Genomic DNA, 25,646 nt, shown 5'->3' on the forward strand with positions numbered 1-25,646 from the left:
GGCGAGGGTGTACGGGGGACCAATTTAGTGAGACCTTGAATAGTGCGTCAAGCTTTTGCGAAGGGAAAGGCGGGTGGGGTGGTGCGGGCAACCCACGTACAATCAATGAATGAGGTCGATATGGCGAGTAGAAATGCTGGGAACCTTGCAAGCTCAATCGGAGGAGCAAACGATCACCCGCTTTCGCACTCGACGAGTGGGCCTGCTCCTCGCCTTTCTTGCTTACTACGAAGACCGCAGTCATTCGCGAGACGAGCTGGCGGAAATGCTCTGGCCCGAAAGCGAGCCTGACCCCGCCCGCCGAAACCTGCGCCAAGCCCTCTCGTCTCTCCGGCGTCACCTCGAACCTCCCTCCGTTCCCGCCGGCGCGGTGCTGGTGGCCAAGCAGGGACGAGTCTCCCTCAACCCTGGACGCGTCACCACGGACGTATCGGATTTCAAGTCCCTCGTCCGTAGCGCTTCCGCCGAGACCTCAGGCGTCAAGCGACTCGAAAAGCTGAAGCAAGCCGTCGCACTTTATCGAGGCGACTTCCTTCCCGGCTATTACGAAGAATGGGTCCAGGGCGAGCGTCTTCACCTCGAGGACCTGCTTGTATCCGCCCTGCAGAACCTGATCCGGGCGTGCGAGGCGGAAGGCGAGATCGACGAGGCGATTCGGTATGTTCGGATCGCCCTTGCGAAAGACCACCTTAAAGAGGATCTCCACGCCACCCTGATGCGCCTCTATCTCGCCTCCGAAAGGCCGGCCAGCGCCCTTCAGCACTTCCAAGAATGGACCGACCAACTCGCGAGAGAGCTGAGCGACGAGCCCAGCGCCGAGCTGAAGGCGTTGGCCGACCGGGCGATTCGACAGGGATCGGCAACCATCGAGTCCGCTCCCGGTCGCGCGGAGAACGAGGTTGTATCGGCGCCGCCGTCCCCTGCGCGACAACCCTCAGGCCCCATCGTCCGGCTGCCCGTTCAACTCACCCGGTTCTTCGGCCGCTCGCACGAACGCGACCGCGCCATCCAAGATTTAGCCGAGAGCCGAATACGGCTGGTTACGTTGTGGGGACCGGCCGGAACCGGAAAGACTCGCCTCTCGATCGAGGTCGGCCGTCAGTTATCCGAAGCTCGCGACTGGAACGTCTGGTTCGCCTCGCTCGCCGATATCTCGGCCGGTTCGATGGTGCTCGACGCGGTGCTCACGGCGATGAGGCTTCGCAACGAGGCGGGAAACAGCCCCATCGATCTGTTGCGGGCCAACCTCTCCGGCCCGAAAAACCTTGTCATCCTCGACAACCTGGAGCACGTCTTGGAGGAGGCGATGCCGGTGGTGGAGCTCCTGCTGCACGAGATTCCCAATCTGTCGATCCTTGCCACCTCCCGTCAAAGCCTGAAGCTCGCCGGTGAGCAAGAAATCGATCTCGCCGCGCTTCCAGTGCCGCCGAAGGAGGAGCTCCCCCTCTCGGCCCTGACCGAAGTGCCCAGCGTGCAGCTCTTCGTAAGCCGGGCTCAGTCGATCTTGCCCGATTTCCAGCTCACGCCAAACAATGCTCTTCCTATCGCCGAGATCTGTCGCAGGCTCGACGGGCTCCCCCTCGCGCTTGAAATCGCGGCGGGCCTGTCGAATGCCTTCACCCCGTCTCAGCTCCTCCAAAACTTGGAAAACCGGCTCGAGCTGTTGCGGAGCCGCCGCCGGGATCTCAGCATCCGGCACCGAAGCCTCCGCGCGGCGATCGACTACAGCTACGATCTGTTAGCGCCGGAGCTTCAGCGGTTCTTCCTGAGCCTCTCGGTTTTTCGTGGCGGCTTTACAATCGAGGCGGCCGACAAAATCTGCCTCCCATCTTCTCAAAGACAGAATTGCCTTCGAATGGTTCTCGACTTGCAGGAGCGCTCTTTGCTCCGCTCAGAGGAGAGTGGCGAGGGCGCACCCGCCCGCTTTCGCCTTCTGGAATCGTTTCGTGAATACGGCGCCGAACTTCTCGACGCGGAAGAGGAACTCGCCCTGCGCAGTCGCCATGCGGCGTACTTCTTGGCTCAGGGAAAGGGGAGCGGGGACCAGGAAAACCAACTGGCCGCGCTCCGCTTCTACTTCGAACAGGGCCAATACCATGAATGCGTCGTTCTACTCGAGGGCCTTCACGGCTTCTCCTTGCTCGGCCAAGAAACGATCCAGGCCCTCGTTCGATTGCCCGATTTCGATCGGCTCGATCCATTAGACCGGATCATGCTTCTAAGGCTCTTGGCGAACGCCCACCTCTACCCGTCTGAGTTTGAGGAGTCTTACCGAGTATCGCAACGAGCCCTGGAGATCGCCGTCCAAGCCGAACGAGAAGATCAAATCGCGATCTGCCACCGCGGGATCGCAGTGGCCGCCGGATATCTGGGACGGCGCGACGAGGCGATCGCTCACACCGAGCGGTTCCTCTGCTACGCCGAACGGGTGGGGGACCTAAGGATGATCGAACATGGCTACAACGCGATCGGGTCGGAACTCTGGGCAAAGGGCGACTTTGCCGCGGCGTTGAAGGCGTTCGACGGAGCCCAGGCCGCCGCCTCCCAGCTATACGGCAGCGAGCCGCCATGGCCAACGCTCTACAACGTCGCCCGCGTCTACCTCGATTCCGGCCGATACGACGACGGGATGCAGATTGCGAGCGAGGGGCTCCGTATCGCGCAAAAACAAGGAGACGAGTTCGGCATATCGATGTGTCTTTCGCTGGTCGGCCGTTATCATCGCCTCCGTGGAAGCCTCGTGGCGGCGTTGGCGACCAGTCACGAAGTGCTCGTAAGACGTCGGCGGGTCGGCTTCCTCTTTTGGGCGCTGACCGGCCTCCTGGATCACGCGTCGATCCTGATCGCGATGGACCGCCACCGCGACGCGGCGACTCTCCTGGCCGCGTCGCGAGGGGTCACGAAGCAGCAGCGTTTCCCGGACGACCGCCAATACGCGGAAGGACTCGCCGCGGCTAAAGCCGGGCTGTCGGAGCGAGTTTTCGAACAGGCGTGGGCGGAAGGCTTGGCGATGAACATGGAGGAAGCTTTTCGATTTGCCCTCCAACAGTCGTGATCTGTTTACGTTTTGTTGACGCTCCGAGTTCAGGCTGAACTCGTATTCGCATTTCTATTCTGTTCACCCAGGTGAAATCCTATGTCTCGAAACAAGCCCCAATCTCAAGCTTTTACGCTCATCGAGTTGCTTGTCGTCATTGCCATCATCGCCATTTTGGCCGCCATTCTCTTCCCGGTCTTTGCCCAGGCGAAGCGCGCGGCGAAGAAAACGGTGTGTCTCTCCAGCATCCGGCAGGTGTCCACCGCGTCCATCATGTACGCGAACGATTACGACGACTACGCCGCCTTTGGACTGATTTTGGCGAGCACCGACGAGCGGTATGAGCTTCGTTCTTGGTACGCGTACGTCTATTACGGGCTCCCCAATCTGGATGGACCGTTCTACGATTCTCAAGAAGGGTTCTTTGGCCCGTACATGAAGAACCAACAGGTCTACGGCTGCCCAGAGTCCGACCCGCTGCTCGCCGGCCAGTTGTCGCCTGCCTTCCCCAACGGCTTTGGCGTCAACGACAGCATCATGTCCGTGGAACTGCCGGCCTGGGGCGTTCCGATGCATCCAACGGTAAACCTAACCGCCATCGACCGGCCCGCCGAGACGATGCTGATCACCGACGCCGTCGGGTTAAACAGCGACGGCTCCTCGGTGACCTTGGGGCACCAGACATGGATCGATCCACCTTCAAATGCCTTGCCCCAAGTGTGGGGTGTGCACTCAAAGATGGCGAACGTTGGATGGGCCGATGGCCATGCCAAGGCCCAGCGCATCACCATCCGGCCGACGAAGGATCTGTATTACGACGACGCGGCCGCATTCCAGGGAGCGAAGCAGTACGAGATCGGCGACATCATGAATCCACGCTACCCATATGGTAGCGAGTGGCAGGATTACTATTACCGGATCGATAAGCCGAACTAAATAAGCGATGAAAAGCCTTATCCCCTTGGCCGCGACTCTTCTGATCGCTGGGTGCCATTCGGCTCCCAGCGCCGCCGCTCCCACCGTGAATCCCGCCAAGGAAGCCTTGGCGGCCAAGCTAAAAGCGATGCCACCGGAGAAGCGGTCGGAATATATGACCCAGCATCCCGACGAAGCGGCCGCCGCCATGCCCGGCCTGGGCATGGGAAAACCCCATCGCTAACCCACCCCGGAGCGCGGACATCCTGTCCGCTCCCTGGACCATGGGCGTCCCGCCCATCATCCGTAGCCCCGCCCATGTAAACCACTCCCCAAAACGGATGTGCCCGAAACAGGGGACTAAATCCGGAAATTACAAGAGCCAATGATCAAGTTATGCTTGAGATCCTGCCCCTCCTAACCGCCTCCTTCGCTACCGTGATTCTCGCGAGCTATCTGCGATCCAAACGGGCGCCGGAGACAACCGCCACCGAAACCACCAATCCTCAGACTGTTCGGTGCTGAAGCGAGAAAGAGCCTAACAGCCATCTACCACCGCTTCCTTAATCCAAGCAGCCGGCCGCACGGAGCGAGAGAATGACCGGCGCGAATTGCGCGCCGGTCATTCTGTTTAGAGTCTTGGCGGGAATGTGTGGGAATCGAACCCACCCGACGCCTTTGCGACGTCACACTGGTTTTGAAGACCAGGAGGCACACCAGCACCCATTCACTCCCGGTGGGATGCTACCTTTGTCGGGGCGTTGGGCGTTGGGCGTTGGGCTGTAGTATCCCAGGATTCTGTACCAGTGGCTTAGAGGGAAAATAGTGAAGCCACATGTCGGAATCGAAGTCGGGAAGGCGTCGAGTATTCGCGCCGGAGTTCAAGTTGCGTTTGGTGGTTCAGATCGTCTCGGGCCAGCGCACGCTGGCGGATCTGAGCCGCGAGCACCAGATCAAAGACTCTTTGCTCGCGCGCTGGAGAGACCAGTTCTTGGAAAAGGCGCCCGAGATGTTCGGCGCCGCACCCACCGGCCAGGAGCGTCTCGCCGAGCTCGAGCGGGAGATCGGCCGCCAACACATGGAGTTGGAGATCTTAAAAAAAGCGTCGCGTCGGCTCCTCTAGAAGGGCGTCTGAAGCAGGCCCGAGCGCTCGCGGGTAAGTATCCGTTGCGCCTGGTGTGCCGCCTGCTCGGAGTCTCCCGCAGCTCGGCGCTCTACCGGGCGAAAGAGGAGCCGGACCTGGAAAGCCTGACGGTGACGATCCTTCACCTGCGGGCGAGCTTTCCTACCGCCGGCCTTCGGCTCATGCACGCCTACCTGGCTCGCCTGAGAGTGGCGGCGACCCGGTCGCAGGTGCGCACGGTCTACGTCCGCTTGGGGCTCCTGGGCAAACGGGCGCCGCCTCGGTCCAAGGGAACCACCGACTCCCGGCACGAGCATCCTCGCTATCCCAACCTCATACGGGATCTCGTGCCGTCGTATCCGAACCAGGTGTGGGTGGCCGACACCACCGAGCTCGTAGCCGGCGGGCGCCGGACCTTCCTCGCGCTGGTGGAAGACCTGTTCACCCGCCGAGTCGTCGGGGTTTCGCTCTCCTTTGCCAACGACTCCTGGCTGACGCTCTCGGCGCTCGATATGGCGCTTAGCCGGGAAACTCCCGCCATCCACCACTCCGACCAAGGCAAGCCCTACGCTTCGGGAGTCTATACCCGGCGCCTTCTCGCCCAGGGAGTCACCCTCAGCATGGCCCGAGTCGGATGCGCTTGGGAGAACGGACATGCCGAACGTCTGAACCGAACCTTCAAAGAAGAGGAGATCTTAAGGAGCGAGTATGAAAGCCTGAACGAGGCCAAAGAGTCCATCGCCGCCTACGCAAAGCACTACAATGAAAAGCGCATCCATATGAGCCTTGGCTACCGAACCCCTAACGAGGTGCTCCAAAGCCATCGCCAAGACCAGCCGGACGGGGAGTAACAACCCCCATAGAAACAACGCCCGCTGGTACAGAGAATTGGGAAGCTACAGGCGTTGGGCGTTGGGCGTTGGGCGTTGCGGAGCCTTCGGAGCCTTCGGAGCCTTCGGAGCCTTCGGAGCCTTCGGAGCCTTCGGAGCCTTCGACAGTGCTAGGCATTACCCTAATGCTCCCTCGCTCCGCATGCTCCGACAGCTCCGAAGCGAAGCGCTGCTCCGAACGCTCCCCGCGAAGCGGGCAGCGGTAGCTCCGATAGCTCCGATAGCTCCGAAGCAAAGCGGGCTCCGAGCGCTACCCCAGCGCCGCCCGCATCTCCCGAACGGCCGGCTCTTCGATCTCGGCAATTCGTAAGACGATCTCGGCCATCGCGGCCTGAATCTCCGATGCGAAAGGCTCCAGCCTCCCGGGCTCGCCGAGGGTGGCGATTAGGGAGCGCATTTCATTCGCCATGGCGGCTCGCTGGGCGACGGCATCCGGGGGTTGGGAGATCCAGACCTCAGTTCGCCGGCGCTTAAGCTCCTTAAGTCGGGCGAACTCGGGCACGAGGTCGGGCATGCTTGCTTCCGCGAGAGCTTCCCACTGGATCGCCGAAAGGTCGAAGGCGTCGGCCACCGAATTCAAAGCCGATAGGCCGGTCCAAACCGCCGCCTCCCGCAAGAAAGCCGCGAACCTCCCTCGGTCCCCGGCGGGAGCCGTACCCCAGGTCGAGATCCAGTCCCAAACCCCTGGCTGCCCGATCTTGCCCGCCAGGGCTTGGGTCAGCCGGGGACCGGGCGCGAACGTCCTCGCCCACCCTTTCGGGTTCTTTGGGTCGGTCAGCATCTTTGCCCAGTTGCGCATTCCGGTAAAGCCGAAGTTGTTTGCCGAGCCCATGGGCGGCTTGTCCAGGAAGAGCGCCGCGCAGGTTTCCATTCCCCGGATCAACCCCTCTCCGAGCCGCTCAGTATCCGGCGCTTCCAAGATCGTCATCCGGTACCGGTCCTTCTTCACCTTTCCCCGCGCCCGGTCTAGCTCTTCGGCCGAGACTCGAAGCGGCACTGAAGCTCCGTCCGCGACCAGGAAATCGGACCCATCCTGCCCGACCACGAGCAGGGGCTGCATGTGCCACATCTGGGTTGCGCAAAGGCCGCGATAGGGCATCGAAAAGACGTCCGCCCACACGATGACGACGTTACCGGCATCCAACTCGAGCCGCAGATTGTCCTCAGCCCGCTTCGCCTGGGTCGTCTCACGCGAGTCGCGCCGGATCGCCAGATTGTCCAATGCCCGTTCGAAAGGCGAGAAGGTGTTGCGGGTTAGCAAAGCCACGTGCGGCAGGTGGCCGGTGTACTCGAAGACGAAGTAGCCGAACGCGATCCCGCCGCTGGCGCCGAGGGCGAGCGCCTCTGAGTAGGGCCGTCCGGTCTTCGGACTTACTGCCCCCATCGCCGCCAGCGCGTTCGCGATCGTGCCGGTTTCGTAATGCCGACCAGGAAACGTCGTGATCATCGCCGCCAGTATCGCCCGACTTTTCGCCCTCCGTCAAAAAATGCGACATAGTCGGATGGCTTGGTCGCACGATTTCGAGACCGCTCGGATGCAACGGCGTGCCCTGCATAGGCAGTCATAACCTCGTGATCAGCCGGACTTCGACCGTTCCTACGCAAACCGAGCGACTCGTCGCCGCCGGCATGCACATCGCCACCATCTTCGCCCCGTTGGTCGGCCCGGCGATCGTGTGGGCGTTGTGGCGGAATTCCCCGTTCGTATCCGGTCATGCCCGCCGAACCTTCAACGGAACCCTCCTGCTGCAAGGCGTGCTCTTGTTCCTGGGCGCCTGCTCCCTGATCTACACCATCTGGTCGATCTCCCAAACCGGATGGCAAAACGTCAACATCCTCGCCCTCGTCCTTCGTTGGGCCATCGTCTGGGTATTCCTCATCGTCCTGGAATGGATCAACATCCTCACCGCCCTAAGGCACGCCTACCGCGCCTACCGTGGCGAGTAGCCTCCGGAGCCCCCTCCTCTTGCAAGGCGATGTATGTGCGCCTCGGAGGAGGGGGTTGGGGGTGGCGGTTCCGGACCATGCCAGTCTGGAGACCAGCAGCCCTCCGGATCATCCGCGAGGGCGCCGACGCTACGACCGGAATTCTCCACCCCCGACCCCTCCTCATCGCACGATGCATCGACGAGGAGGGGCTCCGGAGCTACGCGGCGAACCCTTCGAAGCGGTCGCGGACCAGGGAGAGACCGATGCGGTACCCCTCGAACTCCTGGCTGAGGCGCCGGAACACCGGCGCGTCTTCAGCGTAGTCGCCGTGGTCGAAGGTGCTTGCCACGTAGTAGCTGAACTGGCCTTGCCGGATCGGGTCGAGCAGGGCGTCCATGCCGGTGGGTGATTTCATGCGTGGCAGGAACTCCGGAAAGACTCCCGACCAAAATAGGAGGAAGTCGCCGATGTGCCGGTGCACCTCACGCTCCCGCGCGAAAGAATCGGCCTTCAGGCGGACATCGCCCTCGGCCACCATTTCCGCCACACTCTCGACCCGCGCGCCGTACGCGTCGCGGATGGAATAGATGCCGTCCTGGTGAATGAACCGGACCAGCATCTCGGCGAGATATCGCTCGACTTCGCTTTGGTCGAGGCCAAGCCGCGCCAGCGAGTCGTGCAGGGTCTCCGCAAAGTACGCCCGAATCGGGTGCCCGCGGTCTACGTCTCCAGTCATTTTCTTACCTACCTCTTTTGCCCTCTCCCCAATCTTTCCTCGGCTCTCGCCGTTCTCCTCCTATCCTTGGAAGGTCGATCGAAACGAAAACCTGGTAACGTTCCGGACGTACGACTTCGGCGGTTGGTTCAATTGGACCTAACGCCGTCGTTGGCTGTTGTTTCACCGTAACGAACTGGGATAGTCAACACGTCATGAATGGTATGACCTGTCCGCGATGTGGTCGGCCGGTAAACCCGAATGTTGCGCAGTGCCCGCACTGCGGACAGCCGTTGCGCCCCGCGGCTCCTGCCGCGGTGACGATCGCCAACGCCACCCTCGCCACCGGCGCGCTCCAAAACGCCTTCGAGAGCCAGCGCCGTCGAAACGTCATCATCGCCTCCATCGTTGCCGCCCTGGCCCTGTTGTTCGCCATCATCATGGGGCTCCGCGCGGCGGGAATCCTCGGCGCCAGCGGCAACCGCCCGGGCGACCTGTTGAACGCGAAGGGAAGCATGCCGACGCCGGTCCTGATGGCGCCCGGAGCAACCGCTCCGCGCGTTCTGGACGCCAGCGCTCAGAGAGTGGCGGAACTGCGCATGCCGCAGGACGTTTTCGACTGGCTGAAACATCTCCAAAAATGCGAGGAACGGAAGAACCAGCTGATCGGCGACGAATTTACTGAGATGCAGGTCTTCCAGCAGAAACTATCCGTCATGGGCGCGGGAATCGGTTTGGGCGATCCTTTCGAGCAATCCAAGGACGGAAAGGACGATCAGGCTCCGGGCTCGTACACATCGGGCAAGATCCTGGACATGCGCCCGCAGTGGCAAGAGCTGACGAATTTCTTCCACTCCAAGAAACCGCCGGCGGAGTGCCAACCGATCGCGGACGACTTCGACAACGGACTCTCGGAAATCCAAGGCGAGATCGGCGATATCAGCGACATGTTGAACCAGGCCGACGTCGACCCCGAGAAAATGCTGCAGGCGGCCAAGAAGATGCAGGGCAAGAGCTACAACATCGACCGCTACCTGATGAAGTGCGACAAGAAGCTGAGCGGGATCTGCGCCAAGTACAACGTCAACAAGTGGTTCAACATCAATCCCGATCCGATGGCAGGCGGCCTAACCGGGAAGATGGGAACCAACGTTCCGGGCGGATTTATCGGAGCCGGTGGCGGACAGTAAACGCGCGGCCTCCGGCCGAGGAGAAAGCGAAGCTTCCGGCGTGGCGAGCGTAACCGCGCTTCGAGAAGCGGCTGAATTGGCGCTTGAGGAGGCAGTGAACCTCTTTCCGCTTCCGTACGTGCCGATCCTTATTTGGAAAGGGTATCGCGTCACCGCGGGAATGGCTTATTACCGAAGCGGGGCGATCGGATTGTCGACCCGGGTGCTTCAGACGCCGGAGGCGGTGCGGGAGACCCTTCTGCATGAGTACGCGCATTTGCTTGCCGTCCACCGTCATGGGAAGAAAGCAGCGAACCACGGCGAGTTTTGGCGTCAAGCGATGCGAGACCTGGGTCAAGCGCCGCAGGTCCGACACTCGTACGAGGTGGAACGAAACGTCCCGCGCCAGCAGGTGACGTACGTCTGCATCAAGTGCGGCAAACCATTCGTCCGCGCCCGCCGCCTCCCCAAGCGGCAACGCTACATCCACCGCAACTGCGGCGGGGACCTGCGTTTGCAGAGCATCCAACCCATCGAAAGGAAAAGCTAACTCTCCTTCCTTTGCGTCTTAGCGCCTTTGCGTGACCCTCCCTTCCGGAATTTTCACGCAAAGGCGCTAAGACGCAAAGGGGGGAATTACTTTAAGGTGGCTGAGAAGGGGCCGGCAATTCCGGGGATCTCGTAGACGCCGGCGTGGCGGAACAGGTCGGATTCCGACACCCAGCTCCCGGTTCGGATATTGAAGATGCGGCAGCGCACCTTCGCGGGGCCGTTCCACTTCAGCCTTAGAGAGCCGCCGCCGCTTGTCCAGGCGATCGCCGCTTTCGGGGTTCCGAAGGCGCAACTGGCGGCGGATTTGTCACCTTCCGCGCTAACCGCTACCCGGACCCCGGCCAGGGACGGCCAATCCACGGCGGCTACGAACCGGCTCATGTTCTTGAGGTGGTGCAGCATTCCCTCGGTGAGGTGATGCGGATTCCGGTATGGCCAGCGGAGTCCACTGCCCGCCGCTCCCGAGGCGAGGTGAGCCCAGCTCATGTTGAGGAAGATCTCGTCATCGAGCTGCGCGCTCTCGACCCAACGGTCGATCGGACCGTTCTCGGTATCCATAAAAGGTCGCGTGTCGTTCAGCAGCGAAAGGGCTCGCCTCACGCCATCTCGGATCGCGAGTGCCGGGCCGACCGGCTCCTTCGGAGCTCGCGAAGCACCGATGTACAGGTGGTTGGTGGCGTAGTCCAGCGACTTCTCCCGGTACACGACCGGGACGAGATCTCCCTTCGGCATGGGTTCGCTGAACGAGGTGCTGAGGAGGTGGGTCCGTCCCCATTTCTTTCGTTCGTAGGAGCGTACGAAGGCCGACATGTCGTCGATCCAATCCCGAAGCTGCGCCGGCTTGGCTCCCCACCAGAGGTCGGCTTCGTTGAGCAGTTCCCAGGAGAAGATCGTTCCCGAATTGCCCCAACGGTCGATCAAGTACTGAAGCCGCCTTTTTTGCTGACGGCGCAACGCGGGGCTCGTGATGAAGTCGATCTTCCGCTTGAGCAATCCCCCCAAGTCCGGGTTGTAGGGGGTTCTGTCCCACCGCAGGTTCATCCAGAAGGTGTCCCAAGGGGTGACGATCAGCTTGATATCGTGCTTGCGGGCGGCGAGAACGATGGTGTCGATCCATCGAACGTGCTCCGGTGAGAACGTTCCGATCGGCTCCTCCAGATTTCCCGACTGGGGCGTCTCGATCATCAGGCGGATCGTGTTGACTCCGTTCTCTCGGAGGTGCGCCATGTACCGGTCCGGCGAGTCGGGAACGTATCTCTCACGATCCGGATTCGCCTCCTCGAACTTCGGCCAATCCGGGTTGTGGTTGTATCCCAACGGGATAAACGCCCGGCCGTTCGAATGGACGAAGTAGCGCCCACCCGGCATCACGTGAACGTAGTCTTCACGGGCAACAACGGTGCGAACGAGCGGCCTCGGATTCTGCGTTTCTCTGAGCAGCCGCGCCCGCGAGCGAGCGTATTCCGCATGCATCAAGGCCAATCCGTTGTGCAAGGCGGCTGAGAGCGTATCGGCGTCCCGTTTCGCAGCGGAATGGGTTAGCGCCTCGGCTCGTTGAATCGCCCGGTCTACTCTCATCGGGTCGTCGGCTTCGTTGCGGAAGCGTGTGACCCAGCGGCGAACGGTAACGGCCTTGGCGTCATAGGCAACCGCGGCTTCCACGTCGAGCGTCCCCGGCTTGCCCGCGGCGGCCCTGATCCAAGCTTCGCCGAGAACTTGGCGGCCGGCGGATGGTAGTACGTCTAAGCTCTGCGACAGTTCGCGAATCGGGCGCCCGTTGGTTCCGACAATACGGGCGAGAAGACCCCACCCGCCGTTTCCTTGCTCGATCTTGAAGAGAAGGCGGTTTCGCCCTTCCTTCAAGTGGATCGGAACGGTGTCCTCGTCTCGCTTAACGCCGCGAGCAATCTGTTTTCTGAATCGCAGATCGCCGTTTAGCCAAACCTTCGCGCCGTCGTCGCTGCCAAAGAGGATCTTGGCGTCGGTTGCCCGAGGGGCGTCGATCTCGGTGTATAGATAGGCAATTCCCGGCTTGCCTCCATCTAGAAGCGTGCCGAGATCGATCCCGGCAGTGCGGTCTCCGAGCCCAAGGAACCAACCGTCTCTTCGCTTGATCGTCAGACGGGGGTCCGTTTCCCGCTCCGCGGCGATCATCGGTATGACGCGGCCCTCGGCGGCGGTCGCGTTCGCTTCGCCATTCAGGTAATCGGTAGCGAAGCCGGTGCCCCGAAGCTCTAAGGCGCCTACGTTCGGAAACGGTCCCGATACGAGCCAAGCGAGGATCTCGCCATCTGAGCCAAGTCGCAGGTGAGCCGGGGTCGCCGAAGAAAGGGAGGCGGCGCCCAAAAGGGCGCCGGCGGCAAGCAGCTTGGAGAGGGTCATTTAAGTCCGGTGAGGGCGATCCCCTCGGTGATTCGTCGCTGGAAAATGAGAAAGGCGATCAGCATCGGCACCGTAATGATCACGGCGGACGCCATGGTCAAACCGTACTCCAGGTTGTAGCGTCCCTGGAAGATGGAAAGCCCCACCGGCAAGGTCCGCATGTCGATATCGTTCGTCACGATCAGCGGCCATTCGAAGCTGTTCCAACTCCCCATGAAGGTGAAGATCGCCAGGGTGGCGAGCGCCGGCTTGGAGAGCGGCATGATGACTCGCGAGTAAATCGTCCACAACCCGGCGCCGTCCAAGAAAGCGGCTTCCTCGAGTTCGGCGGGAATCGTTAAGAAGAACTGCCGAAGCAGAAAGACCCCGAACGCGCTGGCGAGGCCGGGGAGGATGATGCCCAGGTACGAGTTGAACAGCCCGAGTTGCGTCACGATGAGAAATACCGGGATGAGCATTACTTGATTCGGGATGATCATCGTGGCGACGATGAGAATGAAGAGGGCGTTTCTCCCCTTGAACTCGATTCGGGCCAGCGCGAACGCGGCCATGCTCGTCACCGCGAGGACCAATAAGGTCACGACGAGCGCGATCCCCAGGCTATTGAAGAACCAGCGCAAGATCGGGAACTCTTCCGCCTTGGCGAAGAGATTCCGGAAGTTTTGGAAGGTCGCATGCTCCGGCACCCACTGCGGCTTGGGGATAAGCACGTCGTGCTCCGGCTTGAACGCCGTTGATAACATCCAAACCACCGGCGCAACCATCATGATCGCCGCCAACGCGGTCGCGGCTTGGCCGACGACGCGGGAGAATGACGCCTTCTTCATCGTGGTTAGATCCTAATACCGATCAAGTGGCACGGGCGGCTCGCCCGTGGGTATCTCGGGCGGCCCGCCCGAGTGGAAAGCCATCGGAGCCGCCAACGTGGAAGTGATTGAAACGACGCAGGTTCGAGCCAACCTGCGCCCTAGCTACTTCTTCTGGCCGGCAGTTGGGGGCGGGCCGCCTTTAGGCTGGAAGTTTGCCCGCTGGTTGGCTTCCTCTTTACGCATTTGCTGCATTCGGTCCGGGCTGATCGGATTCTCGTTGCCGACGTTTTCACACCCGGCAAGCGGCAATACGCAAGAGCCGAGGAGGACGAGCGCCGCGACGGTGGGTTTATTAATGGTCATAGCTTCTTCGGGGAAATCGTAGGAGCGGCCGCGGGGATCTCTCCCGACGGCCGCGATAGGAGGTGGTTTCGAAGACTACGGGACCTGGGCGGGGTCGCAATTGCCCCACGTGCCCCAGTAGTTCTTGTTCTGAGTCGGATCCGAGTCCATGGTTGGGTTCGTGTCCGGGTTGATCCACGCTCCGCGGCTGTCCATGTACACCCACTCCCAGTATCCGAGGTTCTTGAACTTCACCTGGTTTCGCTTCATGAATTTGGCGTGACCGTCGGCGAAGCCGTAGTTGCCTCCCTTATTGAAGTTGAAACCCACCCACTGGAGGTCGGCGTCGTTGGCGTGCTTGGCGCCATCGTTGAAGTGAGCGCGCCGCGGGGAGCAGATCGCTTCGCGAACCGTGGTCGCACGGACCTGCATGATGATTTGGTCGCCCGGCTTGCTGATCGCGGTCTGCGAGGTGTTGCTAGCGCAGCCGTTCATCACATAGCTGGTCTTGCCCGCGCCGGGCAGCTTCGAGGGAGCGAAGGCCGGGTCGGTGTCGTTCTGAGCGCCCGGGCTCACCATCATGTCCATGTTCTTGATGTACGGCTGGGTCGTCTGCCCCCAGTTCTGTACCGCAAGCGGATCCATGAAGCCGAGCGGGGCGTTGGCGCCCGCGCCGTAGTTTGTGCCGTAGAAATTCTGCTGGCCGGTGTACGGTTGCAGGGTCGCCCAGTCGCCCGCGCCGTTCGGGAGGAGTCCCTCGCCATTAGCCGTGAACTGGTCGTCGGTGTCTTGGCTGTATAGCAGTTGGCCAAGCTCGGTCTGCTTGACGTTGGAAAGGTCCTGCGTCTTCTTTGCCGCCGCCTTCGCCTGGGCGAACACCGGGAACAAGATGGCGGCGAGAATCGCGATGATCGCGATGACGACGAGGAGCTCGATGAGAGTAAATGCCGATTGGCGCTGAATAGATTTCATGCTTCCTCCTTTGGAAGTTGAGAACGGATACGGCGAGAGAAACCGCTCATTGTTCGGATCCTCTCCCCGAGGGGATAAGGGCGCCCGGCTGGTGCTGAACGCTGATTTTCCTGCCTAAGTAGTGCAGCCTCAAGACCAGGTCCTGGGCGTAGTTTCCGAATCCGGAACCGAAGAGGTTGAAGCCGCCCGGATGCTCGGCTTCCGGCTTAATGCCGATCCGTACGGAGATCGGCTGGTTCGGAACGACCAAGGCGCGCTCGAGGTTGACGTCCGACACCTTCGTGCCGTCGACGTAAGCGCCGTCCTGGTCGACCGACCAAATCTTCTGTGCGCCGTACTGGGTCATGTGATCGATCCACCAGTCGGGGTTGAGCAATCCGCGTTTGCCACCGAAGTCGCCGGGCGAGGTCCAGGTGCCGACCTCGACGCCGTTGATCCAGAGGGTGATATCGGAGGGGTAATCCGGATCGTAGTTCGGCGCCTCCGAACAAATTTCCATCATCAGTTCCAAGCGCCGTAGCTCGGCGGTGGAGGGGAGGGTGCAAGGGAACACGTATTCCACGAACCCGTCTGCCATCCAAAGGATCTGCGCTCCCGCTCGCTCGGGATCGTAAAAAGACTGGGGAATGTCGACAAAGCCGATCATGCGCTCCCGATTCGCCAATCCGCACGTCGGAGACGGATTGGCGAGTGTATATAGCCCAATCGGCATGGAAACCTCATCCATCTTGAGGTCGGAACCGACGAGATTCTCAAAGGAGATGAGGAGGCGGTCGCATCCGATGGAGCATCGCTTCTGCATCCCTTGCTGCCCGGGCATGTACTCGCTGGTGACGAGGCCGGCTTGCTCCAGAACTTGGATGTGCTTGGTGGCCGTAGGTTGGGCAATGCCGCAAGCGAGGCAGATTTCGTTGATGTTCTTGTCGCCTTCGGCGAGTAAGGTCAGGATCTCCAGGCGGGTGTCGGACGCGAGCGCCTTGAAGAGCTCGGCACTCTCCTTTCCGCGGACTTCCAATATGTGGGATCCTTTGTTCGTCGACATTGCAATTGGGTGATACTATAGCCCAGACGCGATGCTTATGCAAAGAAGTTCGATGGAGAACGCGAGCAAATGGCTTTCCTTTCTTGTGGCCACGGCCGCAATTGCCGCCATGTTCGGCTGTGGTCCGGCGAAGGCGCAAAACCCCGCTCCCGGCGAGCCGATGGAGCTTGCCTTCTGGAACGGTTTCTCCGGGCCGGACGGCAAGGCGATGGAGCAGATCGTCAAGCAGTTCAACGCGGAGCATCCCCGCATCCACGTGAAGATGCAGATCATTCCGTGGGGGACGTACTACGACAAGGTCACCCTCGGCCTCGCCTTCGGCGGGGCGCCCGACGTCTTCATCCTCCACGCCAACCGGGTCCCCGAGTTCGCGTCACACGATGCCCTGAATCGGCTCGACGACCTCGTCGCCTCCGATAAACTCGACAGCGCCGACTTCGTGCCGAAGGCATGGAATGCCGGCATCTGGCAAGGTAAGCGCTTCGCTCTCCCTCTCGATTGCCACCCAGTCGGGATGTACTACAACGTCGACCTCTTCAAGAAGGCTGGGATTGATCATCCGCCAACCACGATGGCCGAGTTTCTGGACGACGCCCACCGGCTGACCAAAGACACCGACGGGGACGGCAAGACCGACCAATGGGGATATGCGATGACGGACATCCACCTCGTTTCCACCACTTTCCTCGACCAGTTCGGAGGCGGCGTCTTAACGCCCGATATGAAGGCGTCGGCCCTTGATTCGCCCGCCAGCCTGCAGGCGGTGGAAACCCTGCTCGGGTTCAGCGACAAGGAGAAGATCAGCAACCCGCCCTCGGGGGACGATGGGTGGCGGGGCTTCCAAACCGGAAAGGTCGGTATGGTTTTCCAGGGAATCTGGATGATCGACTCGCTCGAACAGCAGAAGGGGTTGAATTACGCCGCGGCGCCGGTCCCGTTCTTCGGCCCGGTACACACCGTGCAGGCAAGCAGCCATTGCATGTCGATGCCGGCCGCCCTGAAAGGCGCTCGGCGCGAGGCCGCGTGGAGCTTCATGCGATACCTGAGCGACCACAGCCTCACCTGGGCTAAGGGCGGGCAAGTTCCGGTCCGGCTCTCGATCCTCCACTCAACCGGCTTCCAAGACCTAAGGGTCCAACGCGAATTCGCCAAGCAGCTCGACTACGTGCAATACGAACCGTTCTCGACGGTGATCAACCAGATCTCCGGGTTCGCCGACTCGGCGATCGACGCGAGCCTTAACCATGTCGACAAGCCGGAGACGCTCTTGAAAGACGCGGCGAGACGGGTGAACAACGTGTTGAGGCGGCAATGAGGAAGCGGGTGCAGGCCCGAGGGGCATGGCTCTTCCTCGCGCCGTACCTGGTGCTGTTTACGCTGTTCGTGCTCGCTCCCGTCTTCTATGGATTCTGGATCTCGCTGCACAACTGGCATATCCTCAGCAAAGACGTTCCGTTCGTGGGTTTGCGCAACTACACCAGCGCCATCAACGACGACCTGTTCCGCATTTCCTTGGTGCGAACCGGCTACTTCGTGTTGATGGTAGTGCCGACTAGCAATATCCTTTCGCTGCTATTCGCCCTCGCGTTAAACCAGAAGTATCGCGGAACCACCCTCTACAAGATCGCTTTCTATCTACCGGTCCTTCTGTCGGTCACCGTGGTTGCCGTGTTGTGGCGGTGGATGTACAGCCGGGAATACGGGCTGCTCAACCACTATCTGGGAACCGATTTCCGGTGGTTGGAAGACCCGAAATCGGCGATGCCGGCCCTCGCCCTGATGAGTGTTTGGTGGGGCGCCGGCGGAAATATGCTGATCTACCTTGCCGGCATCAAGTCGGTACCGAAGGAGATCCAAGAGGCCGCCGAACTGGACGGCGCGAACCCCATTCAACGCTTTTGGAACACGACTTGGCCTTGGATCAAGCCGGTAACGCTGTTCTGCGTAGTCATGTCGATCATCGCCGCCTCGCAGGTTTTCGGTCAGACGTACATCCTCACGCAGGGCAACCCCGCCTACTCGACGTTGACGGTGATCCTGTACATGTACCAGCAAGGATTCGGCCAATATCAGCTCGGCTACGCCTCCGCGGTGGCGTATCTCCTCTTCCTGGTTGTCTTCGGCTTGACCCTCGTTCAGTTCAAATTGCTGGCGCCAGCCAAAGACCGGTCGTAAGGCCGAAAACCGTCGCGGACTACGGTGACTTGCCACCGCTCTCGGCAGCGAACCTACGTGCGAGGTGATCGAGCACTCGGCTTCCGGGGCTTACGAGAATCTGCCAAGAGTTATCGCAGGTCCCTTTCAACATAGGACTGCCAGTCTTGGGCCGTATGGAAAATGAGCAAGACCTAGATCGTATCACCAGCGACTCGGTAAACGGCAACGTGACCATGGCCACCGGCGCGACGCTGCATGAGTAGCCTTCGTACGCCTTCAAATTCTTGAATGCTTTCTCCGAGTTGAGGATGCGACTCCAATTTCCGCATCTCCCGATAGAGAAACCTCTCGTAGGAGTCGGCATGTCGTTCTCCGTGCTCCTCGGCATTCCACCGCCAAATGCTCCTCATCGAAGCGCTGGCCCTGTGGGTGAGCACTAAGATCAGCGACGTTCGGCCCGCCACTTAGCCTTGAACTCCCTCAAATCCGACTCGGACTTCTCGAGGCTGACCAGCTCTCCACGATCCGCCTCATCGATACCCGCCTGAATCGCCTTATGCAGCTCCGGCGTCATTACGAATCCATCGGACTGAGGAATAGCCATGCCGACCCGATCGAGATATTCATTCACGGTTAAACCCACGGCAGAGGCCCGCCGCTCAAAACCGGCGAATGCTAAATCGGACAGCTCAATGTGGTGGCGTAACACGTTCTCCCTTAAGGACGATACACATTATTCTAGCGTTTCCGATACCGATACTTTGTCGGGAGTGCGGTGCTAGGATGGCGTTGCCATGGCGGACCAGCTAATTCCCCGACGTGACTTTATCAAGCTGACCGGGGCGGCGGTTGCCGGCATATCGCTTCCCCGGAGGCCGGGGCAGAAGACGCCCGATGAGTTCGCGCGGCTTGTTCCTACCGACAAGAAGCTCGATCCGAAGTGGGTCGCCTCCCTCACCGCGCCCGGCAAGCGGGAGTTTTACCGAGGGGACGAGCTTAAGTTTATCGGGATGCCGGTAGGGGGAATTTGTGCCGGGCAGGTGTATCTCGGCGGTGACGGCCGCCTCTGGCTCTGGGACATCTTCAACCAGCTCAAGTTCGGGGTCGTGGACAAGAGCGTCGTTTTCCGAGGGGAAAAACTGAGCGCGGGGGGCGGGGCGAACTATATCGAGCCACCTCTTCAGGTGCACCCGTTCGCACAAGGGTTCTCTCTTCAAGCCGAAACCGCGGAGACGAAAACGGTACGCCCGCTGGACAGTTCCGGCTGGTCCGATATCGCGTTCTCGGGCGAGTATCCGATCGGGCTCGTGCAGTATCGCGATCCGGAGTCGCCGGTTTCCGTCGATCTAGAGGCGTTTTCGCCTTTCATCCCGCTAGACGAGGACGACTCCGGACTCCCGGCGGTAGTGATGCGCTACACGGTGAGAAACCTTACCGCGGAGCCGGTCAAGGTCCGGATCGCGGGTTGGATGACCAATCCGGTCGGCTTGCACACTGTTGGTCTCGGCGAGGCGAGATATGAGAACGAATCCAAAAAAGGGAAGAGCCACACCAGGATCGACTTTTCTCTCAAACCGGAGCCTCTGACCGAGCATATTCGTCCGCCTATCGTTTTCGACGATTTCGAATCCGACACGTACGCTCAGTGGACCGTCAGTGGGACCGCTTTCGGACCGGCTCCCTACGAGAGGTCGAAGTTGGCAGGCTACCAGGGCGATGTGGGCGGCACTGGCCGCTTCGTGGTGAATAGCCATAACGTTCGGAATGGTGAAAGCGTGGCGGCAGGCGATGCTCACACCGGCCGGATGGTCAGCCACGAGTTCACCATCCAGCGGCGGTACATCGAGTTCTGGATCGGCGGCGGAAACCATCCCGGTAAGACCTGCATCAATCTCCACATCGAGGGGGATCGCGTTCAAAGCGTGACGGGACATGACAGTAACCAGATGCGCCGAGCGCACTTCGACGTGGGCAATTTCGAGGGGAGAAAGGCGACTCTCGAGATCGTCGACGAGGAGAGCGGAGCCTGGGGGAATATCGGAATCGACGACATCCGATTCGTCGATTCTGTGAGCGCGGTTCCTCTGGAGGGCCGGCCCGACGTGGGTGAAATGAGTCTCGCACTCCTCGGCAACCCGAAAGGTCACCGACACATTCACGGCCCTTCCGCCGATGAGATCCCCTACCTCGCCTTTGCGAATCCACATGAGCTGGGGCACCCACGCCAGACCCAAGATGGTCGTACCACCAGCGCGGCAAACACCGGCCTTTCCCTCGCGCCCGGCGCCAGCGAGACCTTCACCTTTTTGGTCGCCTGGCGGTTTCCGAACCTTGAATTACCGAAACTTGGCAAGGTCGGTCATCACTATGCCGCGCGCTTCGCAAACGTGGGGCAGGTCGTTCAACACATCGCAAATAACCTGCCGGGTCTCTATGGCAAGACGAAGCTTTGGCACGAGACCTGGTACGACTCGACGGTTCCGCGATGGCTGCTCGACCGCACGATGGCGACGACGAGCACGTTGGCCACGATGACCTGCGTCCGATTCGCGAACGGGCGGTTCTACGGTTGGGAAGGGATCGGATGCTGTGAAGGGACCTGCGGCCATGTATGGCAGTACGCCCAGGCGATGGGGCGGCTCTTTCCCAAGTTGGAAAGGACGGTCCGGGAGATGGTCGACTTCGGCGTGGCGTTCCACCCGGAGACGGGGATCGTCGAGTTTCGGGGCGAGTACGGCAATGGCTATGCTGCCGACGCGCAGGCGGGCTACGTCCTTCGCGCCTATCGCGAGCACCAAGTGAGCCGGGATTCGGCCTTTCTTCATCGGGTCTATTCGCGGGCGAAGAAGGCGCTGGAATATCTCATCTCGCAAGATCCTGATGAGGATGGAATTCTCGTCGGCCGACAGCACAACACGTTGGACGTCGACCTATACGGCCCTTCCTCATGGCTTTCATCCCTCTACCTGGCGGCCCTACGGGCGGGAGAAGAGATGGCGAAGGAGACGGGAGATAAACCGTTCGCCGCCCGTTGCCGCAAGATCTTTTTGGTCGGTCAGAAGCGGTTTGTCCCCGTGATGTGGAACGGCGACTACTTTGTCCAGCGGGCCGATCCGGCTTATCCGGATGCGCTTCGATACGACGACGGGTGCGAGGTCGACCAAGTGATGGGGCAGTGGTGGGCGTGGCAACTCGGTCTCGGGTGCATCATCGAGGGAGACCGCACTAAACGAGCGCTACGCGCCCTCTACCGGAACAACTTCCTGCCCGACGTCGGACCCTATCGCGACAAGTTCACCCCCGGTCGGTGGTACGCCATGCCGGGCGAGGGCGGGCTTGTGATCTGTACGTTTCCCCGAGGCGATCGAGAACGAATTCTTGGCAACCGTCCGACCTGGGCGTCGATGTACTTCAACGAGTGCATGACCGGCTTCGAGTACGAAGCGGCCGGTCACATGATCTCCGAGGGCTTGGTGCGGGAAGGGCTGGCCGTGATCCGAACCGTCCACGACCGATACAGCCCGAGCCGCCGAAACCCTTACAACGAGGTCGAATGCAGCGACCACTACGCCCGCTGCATGGCGGTCTACGGGGCGTATCTGGCGGTTTGTGGCTTCGAGTACCACGGCCCGAAGGGTCACATCGGATTCGCCCCCCGGGTGACGCCGGAGCATTTCCGGGCGGCCTTTACCGGTGCGGAAGGATGGGGGACCTATGAGCAGCGTATCGGGAAGTCGTTCGAAGCCAGCTTCCACGTAAAGCATGGTGAGTTGCGGTTGCGGACGATCTCCTTCGACGTCCCGATGGCGATCCCAACCTCCAATGTCCGGGTGACCGGTAAGCACGTCACCGCCACCGCCGCCCGCGTCGGCCGCCGAGTGACGGTGACGTTCAGTCAGGAGGTCGTGATCACCGAAGGAGAAACCGTTCGGCTTGGTCTCTGATGGGTACGTTCCGGCTGAGCCGTACACAGGATTGTGATTCCCGTGCAAACGATTCGATCTTCGTGGCTAGCCGACTCTAACTTTTCGGCGAGACGTCCAATCGAACTTAACGTGCCCCGATGAAACGTCCTGACCCTACTAACCTGGTGTAGGTTACGGAGTAGAAAGAGGTAGAAGGGTTTAACACATGCCGACGTTCGAGTATCAAGCGCAGGCGGCGGATGGCCGCGAGGTCAACGGCAGGGTTATTGGCGCGTCTTTGGACCAGGCGTTGCAGGATCTGGTCGCGAAAGGGATGCAGATCACTAAGATTGGCTTGGCCGGAAACCCAAACGATCCGCTCGCCGGCATGTCGATCGCCTCTACCACGGTTCAAGGCGCCACCCCAGCAGAGTCGGCCGCCGAAGAGACGGGTCGAGAGGAGCCCGTCTATGACTACGGCCCCCCGACCGGCGAGCGCTCTTATGCCGAGACCAGTATCTGGGGGCCGCTTGTTGGCCAGGTCCCGCTGCCGGCGCTTCTCTTCTTCTTCCGGCAGGCGTCGACGATGTTCGAAGCGGGAGTCCCGGCCGTGCAGGCGCTGGAAACGCTGGCCGGACAATCGCAGAGCGCCAAACTTTCCGGGATCATTCGGGAAATCGCCGGCCATGTGAAGGCAGGCCGGCCGATTTCGGCGGGCTTGCAGCGATACCCCGAGGTGTTCTCCCCGATCGTGGTAAGCCTCGTCCGGTCGGGCGAGCAAGGCGGCTTCTTGGACAACGCGATGGGGATCGTTGCGGGTTACCTCGAGCGAGAGATCGAGCTCCGAAACCTGTACAAGCGGGTCACCTTCTATCCGAAGCTTCAAGTCGGTTTGTCGATGATCATCATCATCGCCGCGAACCTCATCATCGACTCCCTGGGCGGCACCGAGAAACTTCACTCGCCGCTAACTACCGCCACGACGTGGATTTGGTTGGGACCGCTGATCATCGCGCTGTTCCTATTCTTCAGGATTGGACTCGCCAACCCGGCGACCAAGTATCAGTGGGACACCATCGTGAGCAAGACGCCGTACATCGGAGAAACGATGAAACAGCTCAGCATGGCGAAGTTCGGGCGGGCGTTCGGGGCTCTCTATCGGGGTGGGGTTCCGATGCAAAAGGCGCTCACCCTGGCGGCCGACTCCTGCGGAAACGAATTCCTGCGGGCTCGCATGTACACCGCCTACAAAGGGTTGGAGGACGGCCGCGGAATCACCGAGACGTTCCGCCAAACCCAAGCGTTCTCTCCTATCGTGATCGACATGGTGGGAACCGGAGAGCACACCGGCAACCTCGACCTCATGCTGGCCAAGGTCGCCCAGTACTACGAGGAGGAAGCCACCACCAGGTCGCTCAAAACCGGGCAGATCATGGGGGTGACGCTTGGATTGCTTGTCGCCATCTACATCGGCTACATCATCATTAATTTCTGGACCTCCCACTACGCTGGTCTGAGTACGGCAGGCTGACCCGGTGGCGAAGACGCACTACGAAACGCTGGGACTTAAGCGCTCCGCGACGGCCGCGGAGATTAAGTCGGCGTATCGAAAAATTGTCCTAGCCCACCATCCCGACCGGTCGAAAGATCCTCGTTCCGTTCAGATCTTTATGTCGGCGACGGAAGCCTACGATGTGCTCACGGACGCGTCCGCCAAGCTGCGTTACGACGAAGGGCTGAACGCCGAAGCGAAGCGGATAGCCGAACGGCAGCGTCAGGCGACGGCCACCCAACAGAAGGTGGCGGCGCCTTCCGGTCCCAGACCGGGATGGACGGAGACGGTCACCTCACCATCCACGGTAGCCGCCGACGTGAGCCGGCTCCCCGGATTGTTCGCGCGAGGCAAGCACGCGGAAGCCGAGAGCCTGGCCCGCGAAATCCTAGCCGTCTCCCCACGGCAGCCGGTCTGCTACGCCATTCTCGGGGACATCCACCGCGCCCGCGGAAACGTCAACGAAGCCGCCCGCATGTACGCCTACGCGGCGCAATTCGAACCGAATAATCCGGTCTATCAGAGACGATACGAAGAGCTGCTATCCAGCAATAAAGTCGTGGAAACGCGGCATCACCATTCGCAGCTTCAAGGCGAGGATAGGAAGGGGCTCGCCCCTTTAGTGGGCGGTGGATTGATTTTGCTGGCGGCGATCTTCTTGGCGATTAGCCCGGAGAAAGCGGTGTTTGGAAAAGTCGCCGGAATCTCCTCATGGACCGGCAGCTTGCCTATTGTCCTTTTTCTTGCTGGGGTCTCGGTCGGCGCGACGCTGGCAATTGGGAATCTACTCGACCGGTTCCAATCGCTGACTACCACCGCCACCGGCCGAATCGGCCCAGCGGTGGCCCTGGCGCTCGTCGCCGTCGTCAACTTCTGGGCGGCGTTGTTGCTTTACTTATCGATGGGAGCTTTTCAAAACGCCTTTAACTACTCGACGACCCGGATTATGGCCGGCGTGGTCGTAGCGACCGTAACTCTGGCCTTCGCCAGCAGCGCCCACGTCGTCGCTGCCCAGGCATTAACCTGGGGCGGAAACCTCGTCTATCTCGGCGCCCTCATCGGCTGGCTCGTGGCGGATCAGATGAAAGGATAAGTCGGAGGCGTTGGGCGTTGGGCGTTGGGCGTGGCGGATAAGGATTTGGGACCTAACGCCTAGCGCCCAACGCCCAGCGCCCTTCCCCAACCCTGCCATAATCGAGAAGTGAAGGTCAGCATCATTGGCGGTGGCGGGCGTGTGGGATCGGATGCGGCGTATGCGCTCCAATTCGGCGGGATCGTGCGGGAAATGGCTCTCGTCGACATGAATGCGGAGATGGCCTCCGGCGAGGCGCTCGATCTTCGCCATGGCGCGGCACTCACGTCGAACCAGAAGTTTACGAGTGGCAGCGATTACGGCATCGTCGACGGTAGCGACTGCGTGGTGATCACCGCCGGCCTGAGGCGAAAGCCGGACGAGACTCGCCTCGAGCTCGTCAACCGGAACGTTTCCCTCTTCAAATCCATCCTGGAAAACCTGAAGGGAGTGAAGCTGGCGGACGGCGCCACGATCCTGGTGGTTTCTAATCCGGTCGATATCCTTACGCACCTGGCGACCGATGCCGGGTTTGTGCCGCCGTCGCAAGTCCTCGGCCTCGGCACCGTCTTGGACACTTGTCGGTTCCGTTCCCTTTTAGCCGACCATTTCCAGGTGAACGCCACCGATGTGAAAGCGTTGATCCTGGGCGAGCACGGCGACTCCATGGTTCCGATCCTTTCTTCCGCGACGATCGGCGGCGTGCCGATGAGCACGATTCCGAACTACGAAGCGGAGATCCAAGGCGTGTTTGAATTCACTCGGAAGAGCGGCGCGGAAGTGATCCGGCTCAAGGGTGGCGCCGGTCGCGCGGTCGGCGTTTCGATCAAGGAAGTTGTGGAAGCGATCGCTCTGAATTCAGAGAAGATCCTTCCGGTTTCCAGCGTTCAGCACGGGAAACTTGGAATTTCCGACATCGCTCTCTCGCTTCCGACCAAAGTCGGCCGAAAGGGCGTGGTCGAGGTTCTCGAGCCTTCGGTGAACGACTCCGAGCGAGAAGGGCTTCACAAGTCGGCCCAGTCGCTGAAAGAAGTTCTTGCCCAAATCTCGTAAGTTACGCCGCAACGGTTAGCCGCTGGATTG

General features: G+C 60.9%; 23 protein-coding genes and 1 tRNA gene. 14 read left to right on the forward strand and 10 right to left on the reverse strand.

Going from position 1 to position 25,646, the window contains the following annotated elements; all coding sequences use genetic code 11:
• Positions 1–109 precede the first annotated feature (109 nt).
• The 3 genes from OP10G_RS10815 (at position 110) to OP10G_RS10825 (ending at position 4,196) form a co-directional block, all read left to right on the forward strand.
• Positions 110–3,055 carry an AfsR/SARP family transcriptional regulator gene (locus OP10G_RS10815; protein WP_084179080.1) on the forward strand — a complete coding sequence of 982 codons (2,946 nt, stop codon included), beginning with the start codon at positions 110–112 and terminating at the stop codon, positions 3,053–3,055.
• An 81-nt stretch (positions 3,056–3,136) separates the two neighbouring features.
• Complete coding sequence (locus OP10G_RS24425) at positions 3,137–3,973, forward strand: prepilin-type N-terminal cleavage/methylation domain-containing protein (protein ID WP_025225871.1); 837 nt, start codon at positions 3,137–3,139, stop codon at positions 3,971–3,973.
• 7 nt (positions 3,974–3,980) lie between these two features.
• Complete coding sequence (locus OP10G_RS10825; RefSeq protein WP_025225870.1) at positions 3,981–4,196, forward strand: YajG family lipoprotein; 216 nt, start codon at positions 3,981–3,983, stop codon at positions 4,194–4,196.
• 396 nt (positions 4,197–4,592) lie between these two features.
• Here the strand turns inward: OP10G_RS10825 and OP10G_RS10830 are convergent.
• Positions 4,593–4,687, reverse strand: a tRNA-Sec gene (locus tag OP10G_RS10830).
• Positions 4,688–4,787: 100 nt separating this feature from the next.
• Here OP10G_RS10830 and OP10G_RS26805 point away from each other — a divergent pair.
• Positions 4,788–5,075, forward strand: coding sequence for a transposase (locus tag OP10G_RS26805; RefSeq protein WP_038474495.1), 288 nt, complete (start codon positions 4,788–4,790; stop codon positions 5,073–5,075).
• Between the two features lie 8 nt (positions 5,076–5,083).
• Positions 5,084–5,926 (forward strand): IS3 family transposase, encoded by an 843-nt coding sequence (locus OP10G_RS10840; protein ID WP_038474498.1) that lies wholly within the window; start codon positions 5,084–5,086, stop codon positions 5,924–5,926.
• 289 nt (positions 5,927–6,215) lie between these two features.
• On the opposite strand, the gene OP10G_RS10845 is transcribed toward OP10G_RS10840, so the two are convergent.
• Positions 6,216–7,412: a BtrH N-terminal domain-containing protein gene (locus OP10G_RS10845; protein WP_025225868.1), complete on the reverse strand. Its 1,197-nt coding sequence runs from the start codon at positions 7,410–7,412 to the stop codon at positions 6,216–6,218.
• Positions 7,413–7,537: 125 nt separating this feature from the next.
• On the opposite strand from OP10G_RS10845, the gene OP10G_RS10850 reads away from it, so the two are divergent.
• Positions 7,538–7,912 carry a magnetosome magnetite crystal formation protein family gene (locus OP10G_RS10850; RefSeq protein WP_025225867.1) on the forward strand — a complete coding sequence of 125 codons (375 nt, stop codon included), beginning with the start codon at positions 7,538–7,540 and terminating at the stop codon, positions 7,910–7,912.
• 199 nt (positions 7,913–8,111) lie between these two features.
• On the opposite strand, the gene OP10G_RS10855 is transcribed toward OP10G_RS10850, so the two are convergent.
• Complete coding sequence (locus OP10G_RS10855) at positions 8,112–8,630, reverse strand: hypothetical protein (protein ID WP_025225866.1); 519 nt, start codon at positions 8,628–8,630, stop codon at positions 8,112–8,114.
• Positions 8,631–8,824: 194 nt separating this feature from the next.
• Between OP10G_RS10855 and OP10G_RS10860 the strand changes: the two genes are divergently transcribed.
• Together OP10G_RS10860 and OP10G_RS10865 are read left to right on the forward strand one after the other, a co-directional pair.
• Complete coding sequence (locus tag OP10G_RS10860; protein ID WP_144241100.1) at positions 8,825–9,799, forward strand: zinc-ribbon domain-containing protein; 975 nt, start codon at positions 8,825–8,827, stop codon at positions 9,797–9,799.
• A gap of 40 nt (positions 9,800–9,839) precedes the next feature.
• A complete protein-coding gene (locus OP10G_RS10865; RefSeq protein ID WP_144241101.1) occupies positions 9,840–10,328 on the forward strand; it encodes a SprT family zinc-dependent metalloprotease in 489 nt (162 codons plus the stop codon).
• 86 nt (positions 10,329–10,414) lie between these two features.
• On the opposite strand, the gene OP10G_RS10870 is transcribed toward OP10G_RS10865, so the two are convergent.
• The 5 genes from OP10G_RS10870 to OP10G_RS10890 all read right to left on the reverse strand — a co-directional run bounded on the left by OP10G_RS10870 (position 10,415) and on the right by OP10G_RS10890 (position 15,877).
• The gene (locus OP10G_RS10870; RefSeq protein ID WP_025225863.1) at positions 10,415–12,712 is read right to left on the reverse strand and encodes a hypothetical protein; all 2,298 of its coding nucleotides are present in this window, start codon (positions 12,710–12,712) and stop codon (positions 10,415–10,417) included.
• Positions 12,709–13,539, reverse strand: coding sequence for a carbohydrate ABC transporter permease (locus OP10G_RS10875; protein WP_025225862.1), 831 nt, complete (start codon positions 13,537–13,539; stop codon positions 12,709–12,711). Before OP10G_RS10875 ends, OP10G_RS10870 begins: the two co-directional genes overlap by 4 nt.
• 144 nt (positions 13,540–13,683) lie before the next feature.
• Positions 13,684–13,884, reverse strand: coding sequence for a hypothetical protein (locus tag OP10G_RS10880; protein ID WP_025225861.1), 201 nt, complete (start codon positions 13,882–13,884; stop codon positions 13,684–13,686).
• Positions 13,885–13,959: 75 nt separating this feature from the next.
• The gene (locus tag OP10G_RS24430; protein ID WP_025225860.1) at positions 13,960–14,835 is read right to left on the reverse strand and encodes a prepilin-type N-terminal cleavage/methylation domain-containing protein; all 876 of its coding nucleotides are present in this window, start codon (positions 14,833–14,835) and stop codon (positions 13,960–13,962) included.
• A gap of 46 nt (positions 14,836–14,881) precedes the next feature.
• Complete coding sequence (locus OP10G_RS10890) at positions 14,882–15,877, reverse strand: ArsR/SmtB family transcription factor (RefSeq protein WP_025225859.1); 996 nt, start codon at positions 15,875–15,877, stop codon at positions 14,882–14,884.
• 37 nt (positions 15,878–15,914) lie between these two features.
• On the opposite strand from OP10G_RS10890, the gene OP10G_RS10895 reads away from it, so the two are divergent.
• Both OP10G_RS10895 and OP10G_RS10900 read left to right on the forward strand, forming a co-directional pair.
• Complete coding sequence (locus OP10G_RS10895) at positions 15,915–17,192, forward strand: ABC transporter substrate-binding protein (protein WP_227625110.1); 1,278 nt, start codon at positions 15,915–15,917, stop codon at positions 17,190–17,192.
• Positions 17,189–18,052 carry a carbohydrate ABC transporter permease gene (locus tag OP10G_RS10900; protein ID WP_025225857.1) on the forward strand — a complete coding sequence of 288 codons (864 nt, stop codon included), beginning with the start codon at positions 17,189–17,191 and terminating at the stop codon, positions 18,050–18,052. The genes OP10G_RS10895 and OP10G_RS10900 overlap by 4 nt, the downstream gene beginning before the upstream one ends.
• Positions 18,053–18,225: 173 nt before the next feature.
• On the opposite strand, the gene OP10G_RS27865 is transcribed toward OP10G_RS10900, so the two are convergent.
• Entirely contained in the window at positions 18,226–18,444 is a 219-nt protein-coding gene (locus OP10G_RS27865) for a type II toxin-antitoxin system RelE/ParE family toxin (RefSeq protein ID WP_144241102.1), read from the reverse strand.
• A gap of 32 nt (positions 18,445–18,476) precedes the next feature.
• On the reverse strand, positions 18,477–18,665 hold the full coding sequence (locus OP10G_RS10910) for a hypothetical protein (protein WP_144241103.1): 189 nt from the start codon (positions 18,663–18,665) through the stop codon (positions 18,477–18,479).
• Positions 18,666–18,828: 163 nt separating this feature from the next.
• On the opposite strand from OP10G_RS10910, the gene OP10G_RS10915 reads away from it, so the two are divergent.
• The 4 genes from OP10G_RS10915 (at position 18,829) to OP10G_RS10930 (ending at position 25,616) form a co-directional block, all read left to right on the forward strand.
• Positions 18,829–21,978: a GH116 family glycosyl hydrolase gene (locus tag OP10G_RS10915; protein ID WP_025225855.1), complete on the forward strand. Its 3,150-nt coding sequence runs from the start codon at positions 18,829–18,831 to the stop codon at positions 21,976–21,978.
• Positions 21,979–22,165: 187 nt separating this feature from the next.
• Positions 22,166–23,470: a type II secretion system F family protein gene (locus OP10G_RS10920; RefSeq protein WP_025225854.1), complete on the forward strand. Its 1,305-nt coding sequence runs from the start codon at positions 22,166–22,168 to the stop codon at positions 23,468–23,470.
• A 4-nt stretch (positions 23,471–23,474) separates the two neighbouring features.
• Entirely contained in the window at positions 23,475–24,584 is a 1,110-nt protein-coding gene (locus OP10G_RS10925) for a J domain-containing protein (RefSeq protein WP_025225853.1), read from the forward strand.
• A 108-nt stretch (positions 24,585–24,692) separates the two neighbouring features.
• Positions 24,693–25,616, forward strand: coding sequence for a malate dehydrogenase (locus OP10G_RS10930; RefSeq protein WP_025225852.1), 924 nt, complete (start codon positions 24,693–24,695; stop codon positions 25,614–25,616).
• The last annotated feature ends 30 nt before the right edge of the window (positions 25,617–25,646 follow it).

It is taken from the genome of Fimbriimonas ginsengisoli Gsoil 348, from assembly GCF_000724625.1.
GTDB classification, from domain to species: domain Bacteria; phylum Armatimonadota; class Fimbriimonadia; order Fimbriimonadales; family Fimbriimonadaceae; genus Fimbriimonas; species Fimbriimonas ginsengisoli.